Origin of the sequence: Streptomyces sp. NBC_01750 (genome assembly GCF_035918095.1) — a bacterium.
Lineage (GTDB): Bacteria > Actinomycetota > Actinomycetes > Streptomycetales > Streptomycetaceae > Streptomyces.
In genome coordinates this window covers 3439468-3456783 of record NZ_CP109137.1, presented here as the reverse complement: position 1 = coordinate 3456783, position 17316 = coordinate 3439468, and the positions used below count along the sequence as shown (strand labels likewise).

General features: G+C 69.6%; 14 protein-coding genes. 13 read left to right on the top strand and 1 reads right to left on the bottom strand.

Going from position 1 to position 17316, the window contains the following annotated elements; translation table 11 throughout:
- The first annotated feature begins 235 nt into the window (after positions 1–235).
- Positions 236–1669: an NAD-dependent malic enzyme gene (locus OG966_RS15520; protein WP_326650213.1), complete on the top strand. Its 1434-nt coding sequence runs from the start codon at positions 236–238 to the stop codon at positions 1667–1669.
- A 313-nt stretch (positions 1670–1982) separates the two neighbouring features.
- Positions 1983–2264, top strand: coding sequence for an HU family DNA-binding protein (locus tag OG966_RS15515; RefSeq protein ID WP_326650212.1), 282 nt, complete (start codon positions 1983–1985; stop codon positions 2262–2264).
- Positions 2265–2491: 227 nt separating this feature from the next.
- On the opposite strand, the gene murA is transcribed toward OG966_RS15515, so the two are convergent.
- Positions 2492–3832: a UDP-N-acetylglucosamine 1-carboxyvinyltransferase gene (gene murA, locus OG966_RS15510; RefSeq protein WP_326650211.1), complete on the bottom strand. Its 1341-nt coding sequence runs from the start codon at positions 3830–3832 to the stop codon at positions 2492–2494.
- A gap of 253 nt (positions 3833–4085) precedes the next feature.
- Between murA and OG966_RS15505 the strand changes: the two genes are divergently transcribed.
- From OG966_RS15505 to OG966_RS15455, 11 genes are all read left to right on the top strand, one after another.
- Positions 4086–4646 carry a YqgE/AlgH family protein gene (locus OG966_RS15505; protein WP_326650210.1) on the top strand — a complete coding sequence of 187 codons (561 nt, stop codon included), beginning with the start codon at positions 4086–4088 and terminating at the stop codon, positions 4644–4646.
- Positions 4647–4748: 102 nt separating this feature from the next.
- Positions 4749–5042, top strand: coding sequence for a DUF3039 domain-containing protein (locus tag OG966_RS15500; protein WP_175259242.1), 294 nt, complete (start codon positions 4749–4751; stop codon positions 5040–5042).
- Positions 5043–5261: 219 nt separating this feature from the next.
- Complete coding sequence (locus tag OG966_RS15495; RefSeq protein WP_326650209.1) at positions 5262–6566, top strand: extracellular solute-binding protein; 1305 nt, start codon at positions 5262–5264, stop codon at positions 6564–6566.
- Between the two features lie 5 nt (positions 6567–6571).
- Positions 6572–7741: a carbohydrate ABC transporter permease gene (locus OG966_RS15490; protein WP_326650207.1), complete on the top strand. Its 1170-nt coding sequence runs from the start codon at positions 6572–6574 to the stop codon at positions 7739–7741.
- Positions 7738–8577, top strand: coding sequence for a carbohydrate ABC transporter permease (locus OG966_RS15485; protein ID WP_326650206.1), 840 nt, complete (start codon positions 7738–7740; stop codon positions 8575–8577). The genes OG966_RS15490 and OG966_RS15485 overlap by 4 nt, the downstream gene beginning before the upstream one ends.
- Positions 8578–8581: 4 nt before the next feature.
- A complete protein-coding gene (locus OG966_RS15480) occupies positions 8582–10237 on the top strand; it encodes a beta-N-acetylhexosaminidase (protein WP_326650205.1) in 1656 nt (551 codons plus the stop codon).
- A 288-nt stretch (positions 10238–10525) separates the two neighbouring features.
- Positions 10526–11422 (top strand): FAD binding domain-containing protein, encoded by an 897-nt coding sequence (locus OG966_RS15475; RefSeq protein WP_326650203.1) that lies wholly within the window; start codon positions 10526–10528, stop codon positions 11420–11422.
- Positions 11419–12714 (top strand): (2Fe-2S)-binding protein, encoded by a 1296-nt coding sequence (locus tag OG966_RS15470; RefSeq protein ID WP_326650202.1) that lies wholly within the window; start codon positions 11419–11421, stop codon positions 12712–12714. The genes OG966_RS15475 and OG966_RS15470 overlap by 4 nt, the downstream gene beginning before the upstream one ends.
- On the top strand, positions 12711–15032 hold the full coding sequence (locus tag OG966_RS15465) for a xanthine dehydrogenase family protein molybdopterin-binding subunit (protein ID WP_326650201.1): 2322 nt from the start codon (positions 12711–12713) through the stop codon (positions 15030–15032). Before OG966_RS15470 ends, OG966_RS15465 begins: the two co-directional genes overlap by 4 nt.
- 206 nt (positions 15033–15238) lie before the next feature.
- Positions 15239–15721, top strand: coding sequence for a hypothetical protein (locus OG966_RS15460; RefSeq protein ID WP_326650200.1), 483 nt, complete (start codon positions 15239–15241; stop codon positions 15719–15721).
- A gap of 42 nt (positions 15722–15763) precedes the next feature.
- The gene (locus OG966_RS15455; protein ID WP_326650199.1) at positions 15764–17314 is read left to right on the top strand and encodes a WXG100 family type VII secretion target; all 1551 of its coding nucleotides are present in this window, start codon (positions 15764–15766) and stop codon (positions 17312–17314) included.
- Positions 17315–17316: the final 2 nt, after the last annotated feature.

The following is a 17316-nucleotide window of genomic DNA, read 5'->3' as shown; positions in this document are numbered from 1 at the left end:
GGTGCCACCTTTTCGTACGAGAGACAGGTCCGCGCCACCGGAAGGTGGCGCGGACCTGTTTCATTGGGGGCTTCCACCGGGAAGCCGATATCTCGTATGGTGGAAAGCTATTTCCGAAAACTAAATGACCACTATTACCTGCTACTCGCAGGTAGGTGCGACCATCGGAAAGCGTTGCCGGGCGACAGCCGCGGCCGCATGGCAATGAAGCTAGCGAAAGCAGAGGAACCCGGTCATGGCAACGGCGCCCAGCGTCTCGTACTCGATGACGGTCCGGCTGGAGGTCCCCGCGAGCGGTACCGCGGTCTCCCAGCTCACCACGGCCGTCGAGTCCTCCGGCGGCTCTGTGATCGGCCTGGACGTGACCGCTTCCGGCCACGAGAAGCTGCGGATCGACGTCACGATCGCCGCCACCTCGACCTCGCACGCCGACGAGATCGTCGAGGAGTTGCGCAAAATCGAGGGCGTCGTCCTCGGCAGGGTCTCCGACCGTACGTTCCTGATGCACCTCGGCGGCAAGATCGAGATGCAGTCCAAGCATCCCATCCGCAACCGTGACGATCTCTCGATGATCTACACGCCGGGCGTGGCGCGGGTCTGCATGGCCATCGCCGAGAACCCCGAGGATGCCCGCCGCCTCACCATCAAGCGCAACTCCGTTGCAGTGGTGACCGACGGCTCCGCGGTCCTCGGACTCGGCAACATCGGCCCCATGGCCGCGCTCCCGGTGATGGAGGGCAAAGCCGCCCTCTTCAAGCGCTTCGCCGGCATCGACGCCTGGCCGATCTGCCTGGACACGCAGGACACCGACGCCATCGTCGAGATCGTCAAGGCGATCGCCCCCGGCTTCGCGGGCATCAACCTCGAGGACATCTCCGCGCCCCGCTGCTTCGAGATCGAGGCGCGGCTGCGAGAGGCTCTGGACATCCCGGTCTTCCACGACGACCAGCACGGCACCGCGATCGTCGTCCTCGCCTCGCTGACCAACGCCCTGCGCGTGGTCGGCAAGGCCGTCGGTGACGTACGGGTCGTCATGTCCGGCGCCGGCGCGGCCGGTACGGCCATCCTGAAACTGCTGATCGCGGCGGGCGTCAAGCACGCCGTCGTCGCCGACATCCACGGTGTGGTGCACGCGGGCCGTGAGGACCTGGTGGCCGCCGCGCCCGAGTCGCCGCTGCGCTGGATCGCCGACAACACGAACCCCGAAGGTGTTACCGGGACGCTCAAGGAGGCGGTCGCCGGCGCTGACGTCTTCATCGGCGTTTCCGCCCCGAACGTGCTGGGGGCCGAGGATGTCGCGGCGATGGCCGACGGCGCGATCGTCTTCGCGCTCGCGAACCCCGACCCGGAGGTCGACCCGGCAATCGCCCGCCAGACAGCGGCAGTTGTCGCCACCGGCCGCTCCGACTTCCCCAACCAGATCAACAATGTGCTGGTCTTCCCGGGTGTCTTCCGTGGTCTGCTCGACGCGCAGTCCCGTACCGTCAACACGGAGATGATGCTCGCCGCGGCCGCGGCGCTGGCGGATGTCGTCACCGAGGACGAGCTCAACCCGAACTACATCATTCCGTCGGTCTTCAACGACAAGGTCGCGGGAGCGGTCGCCGGAGCGGTACGCAACGCCGCCAAGGCGGCCGGACCGGCTGTGACGGGCCCCACGTCGTCCTGACGTACGGCGCGTCGCGGGTCGCGGGGCCGGGAATGCGGCTCTAGGGTGACGGACCATGAGCCCCGCGCTCGAGGCTCTGCGGCTCCGCGGAGTCTCCAACGAGTAGACGGAACGTCACCACGACGAGGCAGTGGCGCTTTTCGTGTGACTCCGGAGGGTGCCGGATTGGCTTTCCCGCCGCTGGTGGGGGCAGGATGCGTATTCGGGCGCGAGGGTCTGACAGCAGACCCGGGTCCGGGGACTGTCCGAGGGCCCTGGCAGCATCGGCTTCGATCTCACGCCTCACAGGCAAGAAGAACACGGGAGTAACAACATGAACCGCAGTGAGCTGGTGGCCGCGCTGGCCGACCGTGCCGAGGTGACCCGGAAGGACGCCGACGCTGTACTGGCCGCTCTCGCCGAGGTGGTCGGCGAGGTCGTCTCCAAGGGCGACGAGAAGGTCACCATTCCCGGCTTCCTGACCTTCGAGCGCACCCACCGTGCCGCTCGCACCGCTCGTAACCCGCAGACCGGCGACCCGATCCAGATTCCGGCCGGCTACAGCGTGAAGGTCTCCGCGGGCTCCAAGCTCAAGGAAGCCGCCAAGGGCAAGTAAGCCCCCAAGGCACAGCACGAAAGGGCGGCCACCCGTGTGTCGGGTGGCCGCCCTTTCGCGTGCGTACGAGCCCTCCAGGGGCCGTGGGGGCCCGTTTACCGGGCGCTGTGCCCCCGGGACCCCCGTACGGCGTCTGGATCGGCCCCGAAGGCGTGTGAGGCGCGGGGGGCCGGGGGCGGAGCCCGGGTCGGGCGGGCCCGCGGGGGTCCGGGGGCGGAACCCGCGGGTCAGACGAGCGCGCCGCCGGGGAGTTCGACCTTCGCGCCCAGCTTCTCGAGCTTCTCCATGAAGTTCTCGTAGCCGCGGTTGATCAGGTCGATACCGTGCACCCGCGACGTCCCCTGCGCCGCCAGCGCCGCGATCAGGTACGAGAAGCCGCCGCGCAGGTCGGGGATGACCAGATCCGCGCCCTGGAGCTTCGTCGGGCCCGACACGACCGCCGAGTGCAGGAAGTTGCGCTGGCCGAAGCGGCAGTCCGAGCCGCCGAGGCACTCGCGGTAGAGCTGGATGTGCGCACCCATCTGGTTGAGCGCGGAGGTGAATCCCAGCCGCGACTCGTACACCGTCTCGTGGACGATGGACAGGCCGGCCGCCTGGGTCAGCGCCACCACCAGCGGCTGCTGCCAGTCGGTCTGGAAGCCGGGGTGTACGTCCGTCTCCAGGGCGATCGCGTTGAGCGAGCCGCCCGGGTGCCAGAAGCGGATGCCTTCGTCGTCGATCTCGAAGGCGCCGCCGACCTTCCGGTACGTGTTCAGGAACGTCATCATCGAGCGCTGCTGCGCGCCGCGCACATAGATGTTGCCCTCGGTGGCCAGCGCCGCCGACGCCCAGGACGCCGCCTCGAGGCGGTCCGGGATCGCCCGGTGGGTGTAGCCGCCGAGCTTGTCGACACCGGTGATCCGGATGGTCCGGTCGGTGTCCATGGAGATGATCGCGCCCATCTTCTGCAGTACGCAGATGAGGTCCTCGATCTCCGGCTCCACCGCGGCGTTGGAGAGCTCGGTGACGCCCTCCGCCAGTACCGCCGTCAACAGCACCTGCTCCGTCGAACCGACCGACGGGTACGGGAGGCGGATCTTGCAGCCGCGCAGCCGCTGCGGGGCCTCCAGATACTGGCCGTCCGCCCGCTTCTCGATCGTCGCGCCGAACTGGCGCAGCACCTCGAAGTGGAAGTCGATCGGCCGACCGCCGATGTCGCAGCCGCCCAGGCCCGGAATGAAGGCATGGCCGAGCCGGTGCAGCAGCGGGCCGCAGAACAGGATCGGAATGCGCGAGGAGCCCGCGTGTGCGTCGATGTCAGCGACGTTCGCGCTCTCGACGTGCGACGGGTCGAGCACCAGCTCACCCGGTTCGTCACCGGGGCGGACCGTCACTCCGTGCAGCTGCAGCAGTCCGCGTACGACGCGCACATCACGGATGTCGGGCACATTGCGCAGCCGGCTCGGCTCACTGCCGAGCAGGGCGGCGACCATCGCCTTGGGCACGAGGTTCTTCGCGCCGCGGACGCGGATCTCGCCCTCCAGCGGGGTTCCGCCGTGGACAAGCAGTACATCGTCTGTGCCGGTCATGAATCTCGCGTTCCGGAGTGGTCGGACAGGGGGCCAGTGCAAAGGGTAAGGGGCGTACACCCTAGTCCCGTAAGGCCAAGGACCGTCCCGGGGCGTAATGAATTGGGCACAACACGTTCAGTCCGCAGATCAATGCGGAGCGTCACCGTCGCGTATTCCGGAGCCGGCGGCGTCCGGCGCGTCCTGAGCTGCGCTCGCTCACACTGTGCCGCTCGCTCCCCGCGGAGGGCGAAGATGCGGGATCATGTCTCGCATGACCGAGGTGTCCTCGCTCACAGGGCGGCTGCTCGTCGCCACACCCGCCCTCGCGGACCCGAACTTCGACCGGGCGGTGGTTCTGCTGCTCGACCACGACGACGAGGGCTCGCTCGGCGTCGTCCTCAACCGGCCCACGCCGGTGGTCGTCGGCGACATCCTGGAGTCCTGGGGCGCACTGGCGGGCGAGCCCGGCGTGGTTTTCCAGGGCGGCCCGGTCTCGCTCGACGCCGCGCTCGGCGTCGCGGTGATCCCGGGCGACGAGGGCCCGCTGGGCTGGCGGCGGGTGTACGGGGCGATCGGCCTGGTCGACCTGGAGACGCCGCCGGAGCTGCTCGGTGCGGCGCTGGGCTCACTGCGGATCTTCGCCGGGTACGCGGGGTGGGGGCCGGGCCAGTTGGAGGACGAACTGACCGGCGGCGCCTGGTACGTCGTCGAGTCGGAGCCTGGCGATGTCTCATCGCCCCGGCCGGAGAGCCTGTGGCGGGCTGTGCTGCGGCGGCAGCGGAACGAACTGGCGATGTTCGCGACGTATCCGGACGACCCCTCGCTCAACTGACCTACCGCGCGGACGGGCGCCGGGCACAGGTGGCATCGCCCCGGCGCGGGGTGGGGCCCCGTGGCAGCCGGTAGGGGGCCGATATGAGTACTCTTGGAGCTCATGAGCACTCTTGAGCCCGAGCGCGGGACAGGCACGGGGACCCTCGTAGAGCCGACGCCGCAGGTGTCGCACGGCGACGGCGACCACGAGCGCTTCGCCCATTACGTCCAGAAGGACAAGATCATGGCGAGTGCCCTCGACGGCACTCCGGTGGTGGCACTGTGCGGGAAGGTCTGGGTGCCGGGGCGCGACCCCAAGAAGTACCCGGTCTGCCCGATGTGCAAGGAGATCTACGAGTCCATGGGCCCTGGTGGCGACAAGGACAAGGACAAGGGCGGCAAGGACAAGAAGTAACCTCCGGTCCTGCCGTCGGTAACGGCCCCCTGGGTGCGCGCGCATGCGCACCCAGGGGGCCGTTTGCGTGCGTGCTCCCGTTGCACGGGGTGCAGCTGCCGGTCACAGAGTGGTTGAGACCTCTTGTCCGGTTGTTTGCACGGCTCTAGCCTCCTGCGTGTTGTGCAGTACGAAACGCACGTTGCACATGTTGCAACGCCGACTCGTAGGGGATCACGCATGAAGCTGTCTGCCCGAATTGCCGCCCCCGCCGCGGCACTTGCGCTGGCGGGCGTCACCGCCACCGCCTGCGCCCCCCAGACCTCCGACAACCGCGCCACGAAGGACGAGAAGAGCGGCACCCTGCGCGTCTGGCTCTTCCAGGAGGTCAACAACAAGCCGAAGGAGCAGGTCGTCGACGCCGCGGTCGCCGCGTTCGGCAAGAAGCACAAGGACGCGAAGGTCGAGGTCGAGTACATCCCGGTCGAGACCCGCGCCCAGAAGATCAAGGCCGCCTTCAATGACCCGAGGAGCGCGCCGGATCTGATCGAGTACGGCAATACCGACACGGCCGGATACGTCAAGGACGGCGGGCTCGCCGACGTCAGCGCGGAGTTCACCGCCTGGGACGAGGCCAAGGACACCGACCCGACCGCCAAGCAGTCGGTCACGGTCGGCGGCAAGATCTACGGCGCGCCGCTCTTCGTCGGCGTACGCGCGCTCTACTACCGCACCGATGTCTTCAAGGAGCTGGGCATCGCGGCTCCCAAGACCCAGGACGAACTGATCGCCACCGCCAAGAAGATCCACAAGGCGGAGCCGGAGCTGTACGGGCTCGCGGTCGGCGGCGCGTACACCTATGGCGCGATGCCGTTCATCTGGGCCAACGGCGGCGAACTGGCCGAGGAGAGCGGCGGTTCGTACAAGGCGGCCATCAACAGCCCGGCCGCGCGGAAGGGCATCACGGCGTACACCTCGCTCTTCGGCAACGACAACTGCCCGGCCGCCAAGTGCGCCTCCATGGGCGGCAACGCCACGGTCACCGCGTTCGCCTCGGGCAAGGCGGCCATGGCCATCGGCGGCGACTTCAGCCATCAGGCGGTGGAGGCGGGCTCGGTGAAGGGCAAGTACGCGGTGGTGCCGCTGCCGGGACTGAAGGCGGGCGAGACGGCGCCGGCCTTCGCGGGCGGCAACAACATCGGCGTACTGAAGAGCAGTTCGCACCGCACGCTGGCGGTGGACCTCATGAAGCAGTTCACCGGCAAGGAGACGCAGCGCATGCTCTTCGAAGCCATGGGCTTCCTGCCGACGTACACCGATGTGCGGTCGGAGGCGGCGAAGAAGGAGCCGTTCGTCGACCCCTTCGTCAGGACACTGGGCGCGGGCGCCAAGTTCGTCCCGGCCTCACCGGGCTGGGGCCAGATCGACGCGTCACTGGTGCTGCCGACGATGTTCCAGGAGATCGTGAGCGGCAAGAAGGACGTGGCTGCGGCGTCGGATGACGCGGCGAAGAAGATGGACGCGGCGTTCGCTGCCGCGGGCTGAACCCGATGACCAACGGTACGAACGGGGGGCCTGAAGCCCCGGACGGCGCGGGGGCACGCGGCGGGGCGGGCACGTCTGCCGGGGCGGCGGTGCCTCGCGGCGAGGCAGGCGTCGGCGAGGCCTTGGTCGCCACCGGCAGCGCGGGCGGCCCGGACATCCCGGGCCCGCGCACCGGGACCTCCGCGGCCGGCCGGTCCGGCGCGGTCGCGGTACTCGCGGGCCCGGATCCCAAAGGCCTTCCGGACGGCTCCCAGAGCGCCCGGAAGGCGCGCACGGCCCGCGGCTCCCGGCGCGGGCAGGGATACGGGGGCCGGACGCCGTGGCTCTACCTCGCGCCCGCGCTCGTCGTCCTCGGCGGGCTGCTCGTCTACCCCATCTACCAGCTCGGCCTGATCTCCCTCCTGGAGTACACCCAGGCCCAGGTCAGCGGCGGCGAACCGACCACATTCCAGGGGCTCGGCAACTACCGCACCCTCTTGGCCGACAGCCAGTTCTGGCAGGTCCTGCTCGCGACCCTGGTCTTCGCCGCCTCCTGCGTCGTCACCACGCTCGCCGTGGGCTGCGGCCTCGCCGTCCTGCTGACGCGCGTACGGGCCCTGCCCCGCCTCGCGCTGATGCTGGCCGCGCTCGGCGCATGGGCGACCCCGGCCATCACCGGGTCCACGGTCTGGGTCTTCCTCTTCGACCCGGACTACGGACCCGTCAACCGGCTTCTCGGCCTCGGCGACTTCTCGTGGACGTACGGGCGCTACAGCGCCTTCGCGCTCGTGCTTCTCGAAGTGGTGTGGTGCTCGTTCCCGTTCGTGATGGTGACGGTGTACGCGGGCATCAAGGCGATCCCCCCGGAGGTGCTGGAGGCCGCCTCACTGGACGGCGCCACGCAATGGCGGACCTGGCGCTCCGTCACCGCCCCGATGCTCCGCCCCATTCTCGTCGTCGTCACCATCCAGTCGGTCATCTGGGACTTCAAGGTCTTCACCCAGATTTATGTGATGACGAACGGCGGAGGCATCGCCGGACAGAATCTCGTGCTCAATGTGTACGCCTATCAGAAAGCCTTCGCGTCCTCGCAGTACAGCCTGGGCTCGGCGATCGGCGTCGTGATGCTGCTGATTCTGCTCGCCGTCACCCTCGTCTATCTGCGACTGCTGCGACGCCAGGGAGAAGAGCTGTGACCTTGCCCCGCATCCAACGCCCCTGGCGCCTCGCCGCCGAGGCATCCGCGCTCGTCATCGCGGCCGTCGTGGCCTTCCCGCTGTACTGGATGGTGCTCTCCGCCTTCAAGCCCGCCGGCGAGATCCAGTCGACCGAGGCGCGCCCCTGGACGCTTTCCCCTTCGCTCGACTCCTTCCGCCGCGTCTTCGAACAGCACGAATTCGGCCGCTATTTCCTCAACAGCTTGATCGTCGCGGGGGTGGTCGTCGTCGCCTCCGCACTGATCGCCTTCCTGGCGGCGACGGCGGTCACCCGGTTCCGCTTCAAGTACCGCACCACCCTGCTGATCATGTTCCTTGTCGCGCAGATGGTGCCGGTCGAGGCGCTGACGATCCCGCTGTTCTTCCTGATGCGGGACTTCGGACAGCTGAACACCCTCGGCTCGCTGATCCTGCCGCACATCGCCTTCTCGTTGCCGTTCGCGATCTGGATGCTGCGCGGCTTTGTGAAGGCGGTCCCCGAGGCACTGGAGGAGGCGGCGTACATCGACGGCGCGAGCCGCTCGCGCTTCCTGTGGCAGATCCTCTTCCCGCTCGTCCTCCCTGGGCTGGTGGCGACGAGCGTGTTCTCGTTCATCTCGACCTGGAACGACTTCCTGTTCGCCAAGTCCTTCATCATCAGCGACACCTCGCAGTCGACGCTGCCGATGGCGCTGCTGGTCTTCTTCAAGCCGGACGAGAACGACTGGGGCGGGATCATGGCAGCGTCCAGTGTGATGACCGTGCCGGTGCTCGTCTTCTTCGTACTCGTACAGCGACGTCTGGTCTCCGGACTGGGCGGCGCGGTGAAGGACTGACGCGATGACCTCCCTGCAGCCCACTTCGGATCTGATCCCCGCTCCCGCTTCTTCCGCTCCCGTCGCCGTCGAAGGCCCGTCCCGCCGCGGGTTCCTGCCGGACCTGGACACCACCCTTTTCGCGGCACCGGGAACCCGGACCACGGAGCGCTGGCTGCGCTCCACCGTCGGCGCCGCCCTCGGCCTGCCACTGCCGCCCGGCGAGCAGCACGCCGTGAACTCCGTCACGCTGCTCATCGACGACAGCCTGGAGTCCGAGGCGTACCGGCTCGGTGTGGTCCCGAGCTCGGGCATAGAGATCCGCGGCGGCAGCGCGGCGGGTGTCTTCTGGGGCGCGCAGACGCTGCGTCAGCTGCTCGGCCCCGAGGCGTTCCGCAGCGCGCCGGTGCGGTCGGGGCCGACGCACGACATCGCGCACCAGGTCATCGAGGACGCCCCCCGCTTCCCCTGGCGTGGCCTCATGCTCGATGTCTCACGGCACTTCCTGCCCAAGGACGACGTCCTGCGCTACCTCGACCTCCTCGCCGCCCACAAGCTCAACGTCTTCCACTTCCACCTCACCGACGACCAGGGCTGGCGCATCGAGATCAAGCGCCACCCCAGGCTGACGGAGGTCGGCGCGTGGCGGGCACGTACCAAATACGGTCACCGCGCCTCCGATCTCTGGGACGAGAGGCCGCACGGCGGTTACTACACGCAGGACGACATCCGCGAAATCGTCGCGTACGCCGCCGAGCGGCATATCACCGTCGTCCCCGAGATCGATATCCCCGGCCACTCGCAGGCCGCCATCGCCGCGTATCCGGAACTGGGCAACACCGACGTCATCGACACAACCACCCTCTCCGTCTGGGACAACTGGGGCGTCAACCCGAACGTACTCGCCCCCACTGACACCACCCTCCGCTTCTACGAGGGCGTCTTCGAGGAGCTCCTCGGCCTCTTCCCCGCCACGTTCATCCACATCGGGGGCGACGAGTGCCCGAAGGACCAGTGGAAGGTCTCTCCGGCCGCCCAGGCCCGTATCAGGGAACTCGGCCTGGCCGACGAGGACGAGCTCCAGTCCTGGTTCATCAGGCACTTCGACAGCTGGCTCGCCGATCGAGGCCGCCGTCTCATCGGCTGGGACGAGATCCTCGAGGGCGGCCTCGCCCCGGGCGCCGCCGTCTCCTCGTGGCGCGGATACGCCGGCGGCATCGCCGCGGCCGAAGCCGGCCACGACGTCGTCATGTGCCCCGAGCAGCAGGTGTACTTGGACCACCGCCAGCACGGCGGCCCCGACGAGCCGATGCCCATCGGCTACGTACGCACTCTTGAGGACGTCTACCGCTTCGAGCCCGTCCCCCCGGCCCTGTCGCCCGAGGCCGCCGCGCACATCGTCGGCACCCAGGCCAATGTCTGGACCGAGGTGATGCAGGACCGTCCCCGGGTCGACTACCAGGTCTTCCCACGGCTCGCGGCCTTCGCCGAAGTCGCCTGGTCCGCACTGCCCGCGCCCGCCGAGCGCGACTTCGCTGACTTCGAGCGGCGAATGACCGCTCACTACGCGCGCCTTGACGCGCTCGGCGTCGATTACCGACCGCCCGGCGGCCCGTTGCCGTGGCAGCGGCGACCTGGCGTGATCGGACGCCCGATCGAGGGGGCGCCCCCAAACGTGTGAGGCCGGTGTAAAGGTGGGTGTCCTGCGCCGCAGAGCCTGGGACTGTGGATGCCCGTAAGGAATAAGTCGTACAAGGCTCACCGAAGAGTGGCAATCCGCATGTGGCGGCGACGGTATGGCAAAACGGACAGTCGTCACGAGTGGGTACATCCGGTGCGGATGTGCCCTTCGCGGACCCTCTCGTCGGTCGGCTCGGAAGATGTGCCAGAGTTGCCACGTCCGGGCTGTGAGCACGTACGGTACGGCAACACAGGCGGGACAGCCGGGACACCGGGAAGGGGCAGCTGGGTGACCACGCACGCACCGCAGGCGGCGCAGTCGGTGACGCTACCGGCCTCGCTCGACGAGGCCGTGGCGGCGCTCGACGCCATGCCCGCCGCCGTGCCCGTCGCCGGCGGTACGGACCTCATGGCCGCCGTCAACAAGGGCCAACTCCGCCCCGCGGGCCTCGTCGGCCTCGGCCGCATCAGCGAGATCCGCGGCTGGCGCTACATGGACGGGCACGCGCTGCTCGGAGCCGGACTCACCCACGCCCGGATGGGACGGCCCGACTTCGCGGCCCTCATCCCCGCGCTGGCCGCGTCCGCGCGCGCCGCGGGCCCGCCTCAGATCCGTAACGCAGGCACGCTCGGCGGCAATATCGCCACTGCCGCCCCGACCGGCGACGCCCTGCCCGTACTGGCAGCCCTCGAGGCGGACCTGGTGATCGCGGGACCCGGCGGCGCACGCCGCGAGATCCCCGTCTCCCATCTGCTGGCCGGCCGCGAGATGCTCGCCCCCGCCGAACTCATCGGGTTCGTCCGTGTGCCCCTGCTGCACGCCCCGCAGGTCTTCCTGAAGGCGACGGGCCGGACAGGGCCCGGCCGCGCCACCGCATCCGTCGCCGTCGTCCTCGACCCGGCGCGGCGCGGGGTGCGCTGCGCGGTGGGCGCGATCGCGCCGATGCCGCTGCGGCCGCTGGAGGCGGAGCGCTGGATCGCGTCGCTGATCGACTGGGACGGTGAGCGGGGCCTGGCGACCGAGGCGCTGGCGGCCTTCGGCGAGTACGTCGCGGCGGCGTGCATCCCGGATCCGGCCCCGACCGCGCAGGGCGAGGAGCCGCCCGCGCTGCCACCGGCCGTACTGCATCTGCGACGCACGGTCGCCGCACTGGCCCGACGTGCACTGGGGAGGGCGCTGTCGTGAGCAATGAGGAGAACCCGCACGAGCTCCCGAACGAGCTCCCGCCGGAGCGGGGCGGCTGGCAGCCGATTCCGCACGGCGGTGAGTACGACGCCGAGGCCACGGCCTTCCTGCAGCTGCCGCCCGAGGGCGCGCTGGACGCCGCGCCGCTCGAGGCGCCGGGCCATGGCTATGTACCGCCGATGATCACGCCACTGACGCCGGCCGACGAGACGGATCCGGCCGCGACGGGCACGTGGGCCGTGCCCCGGGGCGACGGGGAGCCGCCCGCGGTGCAGTGGCCGGAGCCGGCGGCCGGGTACCCGGGACCCGCCGACCCGCACGCCACGGGCCAGTGGGCCTTCACCGAGACCGAGCCGGTCCAGGCAGCCTCGGAGCTGACCGGCCAGTGGACGATTCCGGTGGCGGGCGGCGATCTGCCCGACGAGTCGGGCGAGTTCACCACGACCGCGCTGCAGTCCCAGTGGGCCGCCGCGGCACCGCCCACCACGCTGCCGGGCGGTGCGACCGCCCCGTGGGCGCCGTCGCCCGACGCCCCGGCCACCCTTCCGGGCGGAGCGCCCGCGCCATGGGCGATGGCGCGGGAACCCGCGGCGGTGGAGGAGCCGGAGTCGGCCGAGCCCGAAGCAGCCCCTGAGGAGTCGGCCGGGGAAGCTCCTGCGGAGAGCCCCGAGGAGGAGCCCGTCCCCACCTCCTCCACCGGCAGCGACGAACACCCGCCCAGCTCCTACGTCCTGCGGGTCAACGGCACCGACCGGCCCGTCACCGACGCCTGGATCGGCGAATCCCTGCTCTACGTACTGCGCGAACGTCTCGGCCTGGCCGGCGCCAAGGACGGCTGCTCACAGGGCGAGTGCGGCGCGTGCAACGTCCAGGTCGACGGCCGTCTCGTCGCGTCCTGCCTGGTTCCCGCGGCGACCGCCGCCGGCTCCGAAGTACGTACGGTCGAAGGCCTCGCCACCGATGGCGAACCCTCCGACGTCCAGCGTGCTCTGGCGGGCTGCGGCGCGGTCCAGTGCGGCTTCTGCATCCCCGGCATGGCCATGACCGTCCACGACCTCCTCGAGGGCAACCACGCCCCCACCGAGCTCGAGACGCGGCAGGCCCTGTGCGGCAACCTCTGCCGCTGCTCCGGCTACCGGGGCGTCCTCGATGCCGTACGCGAAGTGGTCGCCGAGCGCGGTGCGAGCGCCGCGGCCGCGGCGGAGGCGAGTGAGGAAGCCCGCATTCCGCACCAGGCGCCCCCAGGCGCAGGTAGTGTGCAGCTCCACCCGCACGACGGAGGCATGGCGTGAGCAACGACGCGGCCACCACTGCGACGCCCCAGGCGGTCGACGGCCCTCAGCCACAGACCCAGCCGCCTGCGCACGGACTCGGTGCCTCCCTCCCGCCGGCCGATGCCCGCGCCAAGACCGAGGGCACGTTTCCGTACGCCGCCGACCTGTGGGCCGAAGGGCTGCTGTGGGCGGCGATCCTGCGCTCCCCGCACCCGCACGCCCGTATCAGCTCGATCGACACCTCGGCGGCGCTGGACATGCCGGGAGTGCGAGCAGTCGTTACACACCAGGACATTCCGGGTGATTCGTCGTACGGCAGACGTATCGCGGACCGTCCCGTCTTCGCCTCCGAGATCGTCCGCCATCACGGCGAGGCGATCGCCGCGGTCGCGGCCGACCACCCCGACACGGCCCGCCTCGCGGCGGCGGCGATCGCGGTCGAGTACGAACCCCTCGAACCGGTCACCGACCCCGAGAAGGCCTTCGCCGCCGAACCCCTGCACCCCGACGGCAATCTGATCCGCCACATCCCGCTCCGCTACGGCGACCCCGATGTGGCGGGCGAGGTGATCGTCGAGGGCCTCTACCGCATCGGCCGCCAGGATCCGGCCCCGATCGGCGCCGAGGCCGGCCTGGCCGTCCCGCGCCCGGACGGCGGCGTGGAGCTGTACGTCGCCTCCACCGACCCCCACACCGACCGCGATCTCGCGGCGGCGTGCTTCGGCCTGGAGCAGGACCGGGTGAAGGTCGTCGTCACGGGTGTCCCGGGCGCGACGGGTGACCGCGAGGACCCCGGCTTCCAGCTCCCGCTGGGCCTGCTGGCATTGAAGACGGGCTGCCCGGTCAAGCTGACGGCAACCCGCGAGGAGTCCTTCCTCGGCCACGCCCACCGCCACCCCACGCTGCTGCGCTACCGCCACCACGCGGACGCGGAGGGCCGCCTGGTCAAGGTCGAGGCCCAACTGCTCCTGGACGCGGGCGCGTACGCCGACGCCTCCTCCGAATCGCTCGCGGCCGCGGTTGCCTTCGCCTGCGGCCCGTACGTCGTCCCGCACGCCTTCATCGAGGGCTGGGCGGTCCGCACGAACAACCCTCCGTCGGGCCATGTGCGCGGCGAGGGAGCGATGCAGGTGTGCGCGGCGTACGAGGCCCAGATGGACAAACTGTCCGCCAAGCTCGGCCTCGACCCCACCGAACTCCGCCTCCGCAACGCCCTTGCCACCGGCGACATCCTCCCCACCGGCCAGACGGTCACCTGTCCCGCGCCTGTCGCGGAACTGCTCCACGCCGTACGGGACTTCCCGCTCCCCGACCTTCCCAAGGACACACCGGAGAACGACTGGCTGCTCCCCGGCGGCCCGGAGGGCGCGGGCGAACCCGGAGCGATCCGCCGCGGCGTGGGCTACGCACTGGGCATGGTCCACATGCTCGGCGCGGAAGGTACCGACGAAGTCTCCACAGCCACGGTCAAGGTCCACGACGGGATCGCGACCGTCATCTGCGCGGCAGTCGAAACGGGCCAGGGCTTCACCACGCTCGCCCGCCAGATCGTCCAGGAGACGCTGGGCATCGAAGAGGTCCGCGTGGCCTCGGTCGACACGGACCAGCCACCGGCGGGCCCGGCGGCCCACGGCCGCCACACATGGGTCTCGGGCGGCGCGGTCGAGAGGGCCGCGAGAATGGTCCGCACCCAGCTCCTCCAGCCGCTGGCCCACAAGTTCGGGATGTCGACGGAGCTGCTCCAGATCACCGACGGCAAGATCACGTCGTACGACGGCGTGCTGTCGACGACGGTGACGGAGGCGATGGACGGCAAGGAACTGTGGGCAACGGCCCAGTGCCGCCCCCACCCGACCGAGCCCCTCGACGACTCGGGCCAGGGAGACGCCTTCGTGGGCCTCGCGTTCTGCGCGATCCGCGCGGTGGTGGACGTCGACATCGAACTGGGCTCGATCCGCGTGGTCGAAATGGCGGTGGCCCAGGACGTGGGCCGCGTCCTGAACCCCGCCCAACTGGCTTCGCGCATCGAGGCGGGCGTGACCCAGGGCGTCGGCACAGCCCTGACGGAAAACCTCCGCACGGCCCGCGGCCTGGTCCGCCATCCCGACCTGACGGGCTACGCACTCCCGACATCTCTTGACGCTCCGGACATTCGCATCGTGAAACTGGTCGAGGAACGGGACGTGGTGGCCCCGTTCGGGGCGAAGCCGGCGAGCGCGGCCCCGGTGGTGACTTCCCCGGCGGCGGTGGCTTCGGCGGTACGCGCGGCAACGGGGAGGCCGATCAACCGGCTCCCGATCAGGCCTCAGGCGGCCGTGGCCATTCCCAACTCGTAACCGTGTGACGCTCATTGCACCTGCAATCCAGGGGTGCGCACTGTCACTGGGGCTCGGTACAGTGATCCCTGTAGACGTGTGTAAACGGGGAGGCGTTCGTGGCAGAGGAAAGCGGGGCGGTGGGCCCGTTGTACGGGCCGCCGTTGTACGGACCACCGTTGTATGGGCCACAGGTTCCGCCGTTGTACGGGCCACAGGTTCCACCGGTGTACGGGCCGCCGGTACCGCCGCCGGTCTACGGGCCGCCGGTGCCTAAGCCGCCAAGCTCGATGGAGACGCTGTGGCACGTCAATCCGCAGCAGGCGATGCTGGTCGAGGCCGAGACGTTGGAGAAGTTTCGCAAGAAGGCCGATGGCATCTTGACGAAGCTTCTGGGGTCGCAGGCTTCGCCGAAGCAGCTGGCTGACGAGAAGATGGTTCGTAACGAACTAGGCGGGGGACAAGGCGCGTTCATCGAGGCGGAGGAGCTCTTCGACGCGTACGAGTCGGTCGTCGCGCAGCTGAAACAGCTCTCGAAGATGCTGTCGGATTCGGTGGACGGTCTGAGTATCGCCGTCCGCGCTTCGCAGAGCGGCTATGAAGAGATGGATGCCGACGTCAAGCGACGGATGCTGGCCCTGCACCAGCACACGGGCGCGTGGGCCAGGGAGCACACGGAGCAGCCGGTTGACCAGGGTGCTGACACCTGATGACGCTGGGCCGAGGACAACGGGGGAAAGGGGTGACGGCACATGGGTAAGGGTGCCAAGGGCGGCGGCGATGGCGGTGTGAAGACCGACTTCCAGAGCATGACCCATGACGACTTGTGGGCATGGCTGACGCCTTCGAGCAGTGGAACTGTCGCGGGCATCTCCGACCGGCTCAAAGATGCCGCGAAGGCACTGGAGGAGCTGGCAGACGACCTCAAGAAGCACATGGAAGACGTGGACTGGAAGGGAGAGGCTGGTACGGCGTTCACCAAGTGGGGTGAGAGCACGGTCAGTTCCACGAGGGCGTTGGCTGTCTACAGCAGCAATTCCGCCCACTGGCTCTCGATCGCTTCAACGGCGATCGCGTCCGCCCACAGCGCCATGCCTGCCAGTCTGGGGAGTGCACAAGCCAACGCGGAAGCCGCGCGCAAGTACCACAACGACCCCGATTCGCAGTCGATCGGCTCGAGCGCGCGAGCGACCATCAACACGTTCCAGCCGCCACCGGACGAGAAGGGCAAGGTCTCTCCGGAGGCATTGGCTGCGGCGAGCTTGGCGCGGGACAAGGCTCGCCAAGAGGCGATCGACAACATGAGAAGGCTGGCGGGCACGTACGCGCACAGTGCCAGCCAGATGAACGCACAGAAGGTACCGGTCTTTCCGTCGCCGCCGGACCGTTTTGTGCCGGAAGCTCCCAAGAGTAGGACAGGCACCCAGCAGTCGTCGGTTGGGACCTACGATCGGAGCAGCCGGACCACCTCGGTTGGTGACGGTGTGCATTCAACGTCGACGGATCCCTCGCAGACTCATTCCGTGGGGCATGTAGGACAGGACAAGCCTGGGCAGATCCAGCCCGAGCGCCCTGTGAACCTGGGGATCGACAGCGTCGACACGCTGCCTCCGCAGACCCACCTCCCCCCGACGACCGGGCCTGTTCCTCCGGCAACCAAGCCCGATGGTCCGAGCGTTGTGCCCCCCGGCGTGATACCGCCTGCATTCGGGGGCAAATCAGGTGGGCCAACCACCAGCGCGCCTGGCAAGGCGATCGTCGGCGGCCGTGGTGTGATGCCGCCTGGCCAGGGCGGAATCGCGTCGAGGATGCCGCGTGAGAACGGCATCGTCGGCGGTCGCCCTGTCACGCCGAACACCGGCCGCCCTACGGTCGGAATTCCCCGTGGCACGGTAATCGGCAACGAAGGGACCACGGGCGCCCGCGGACCGATGGGGCGCGGGATGTCCGGCATGCACGGCGGCGGTCCCATGGGGGGCGCGGGCCAGAGCGGCATCTCTGGTGGGCGCCGCTTGGCGTCCGAAGTGGGCGGGGTGGTCGGAGGCCGACCGCAGCAGCCCGGACAGACGAGTGCCCGTCCCTTTACGCCCGGCGGCTCGGGTCTCGTCCGAGGCCAGAACGCGAGCGCCAGCGGCGGTGCGCACCCTGGACAGGTAGGTCGCGCCGGAGCGATCTCTCCGGGGACACACGGCGCCAACTCTCGCCGCGACGACCAAAGCGGTGAGCGTCCGGACTACCTGTCGGAGGACGAGGAGACCTGGCAGCAGGGCAGCCGGCGCGTCGTTCCACCGGTCATCGACTGATC

What these genes read in the sequence shown, in the direction of transcription:
- murA (WP_326650211.1), bottom strand. Translation starts at nt 3,832, where the DNA reads ATGACCGGCACAGACGATGTACTGCTTGTCCACGGCGGAACCCCGCTG.
- OG966_RS15480 (WP_326650205.1), top strand. Translation starts at nt 8,582, where the DNA reads ATGACCTCCCTGCAGCCCACTTCGGATCTGATCCCCGCTCCCGCTTCT.
- OG966_RS15500 (WP_175259242.1), top strand. Translation starts at nt 4,749, where the DNA reads ATGAGCACTCTTGAGCCCGAGCGCGGGACAGGCACGGGGACCCTCGTA.
- OG966_RS15490 (WP_326650207.1), top strand. Translation starts at nt 6,572, where the DNA reads ATGACCAACGGTACGAACGGGGGGCCTGAAGCCCCGGACGGCGCGGGG.
- OG966_RS15455 (WP_326650199.1), top strand. Translation starts at nt 15,764, where the DNA reads ATGGGTAAGGGTGCCAAGGGCGGCGGCGATGGCGGTGTGAAGACCGAC.
- OG966_RS15505 (WP_326650210.1), top strand. Translation starts at nt 4,086, where the DNA reads ATGACCGAGGTGTCCTCGCTCACAGGGCGGCTGCTCGTCGCCACACCC.
- OG966_RS15515 (WP_326650212.1), top strand. Translation starts at nt 1,983, where the DNA reads ATGAACCGCAGTGAGCTGGTGGCCGCGCTGGCCGACCGTGCCGAGGTG.
- OG966_RS15495 (WP_326650209.1), top strand. Translation starts at nt 5,262, where the DNA reads ATGAAGCTGTCTGCCCGAATTGCCGCCCCCGCCGCGGCACTTGCGCTG.
- OG966_RS15520 (WP_326650213.1), top strand. Translation starts at nt 236, where the DNA reads ATGGCAACGGCGCCCAGCGTCTCGTACTCGATGACGGTCCGGCTGGAG.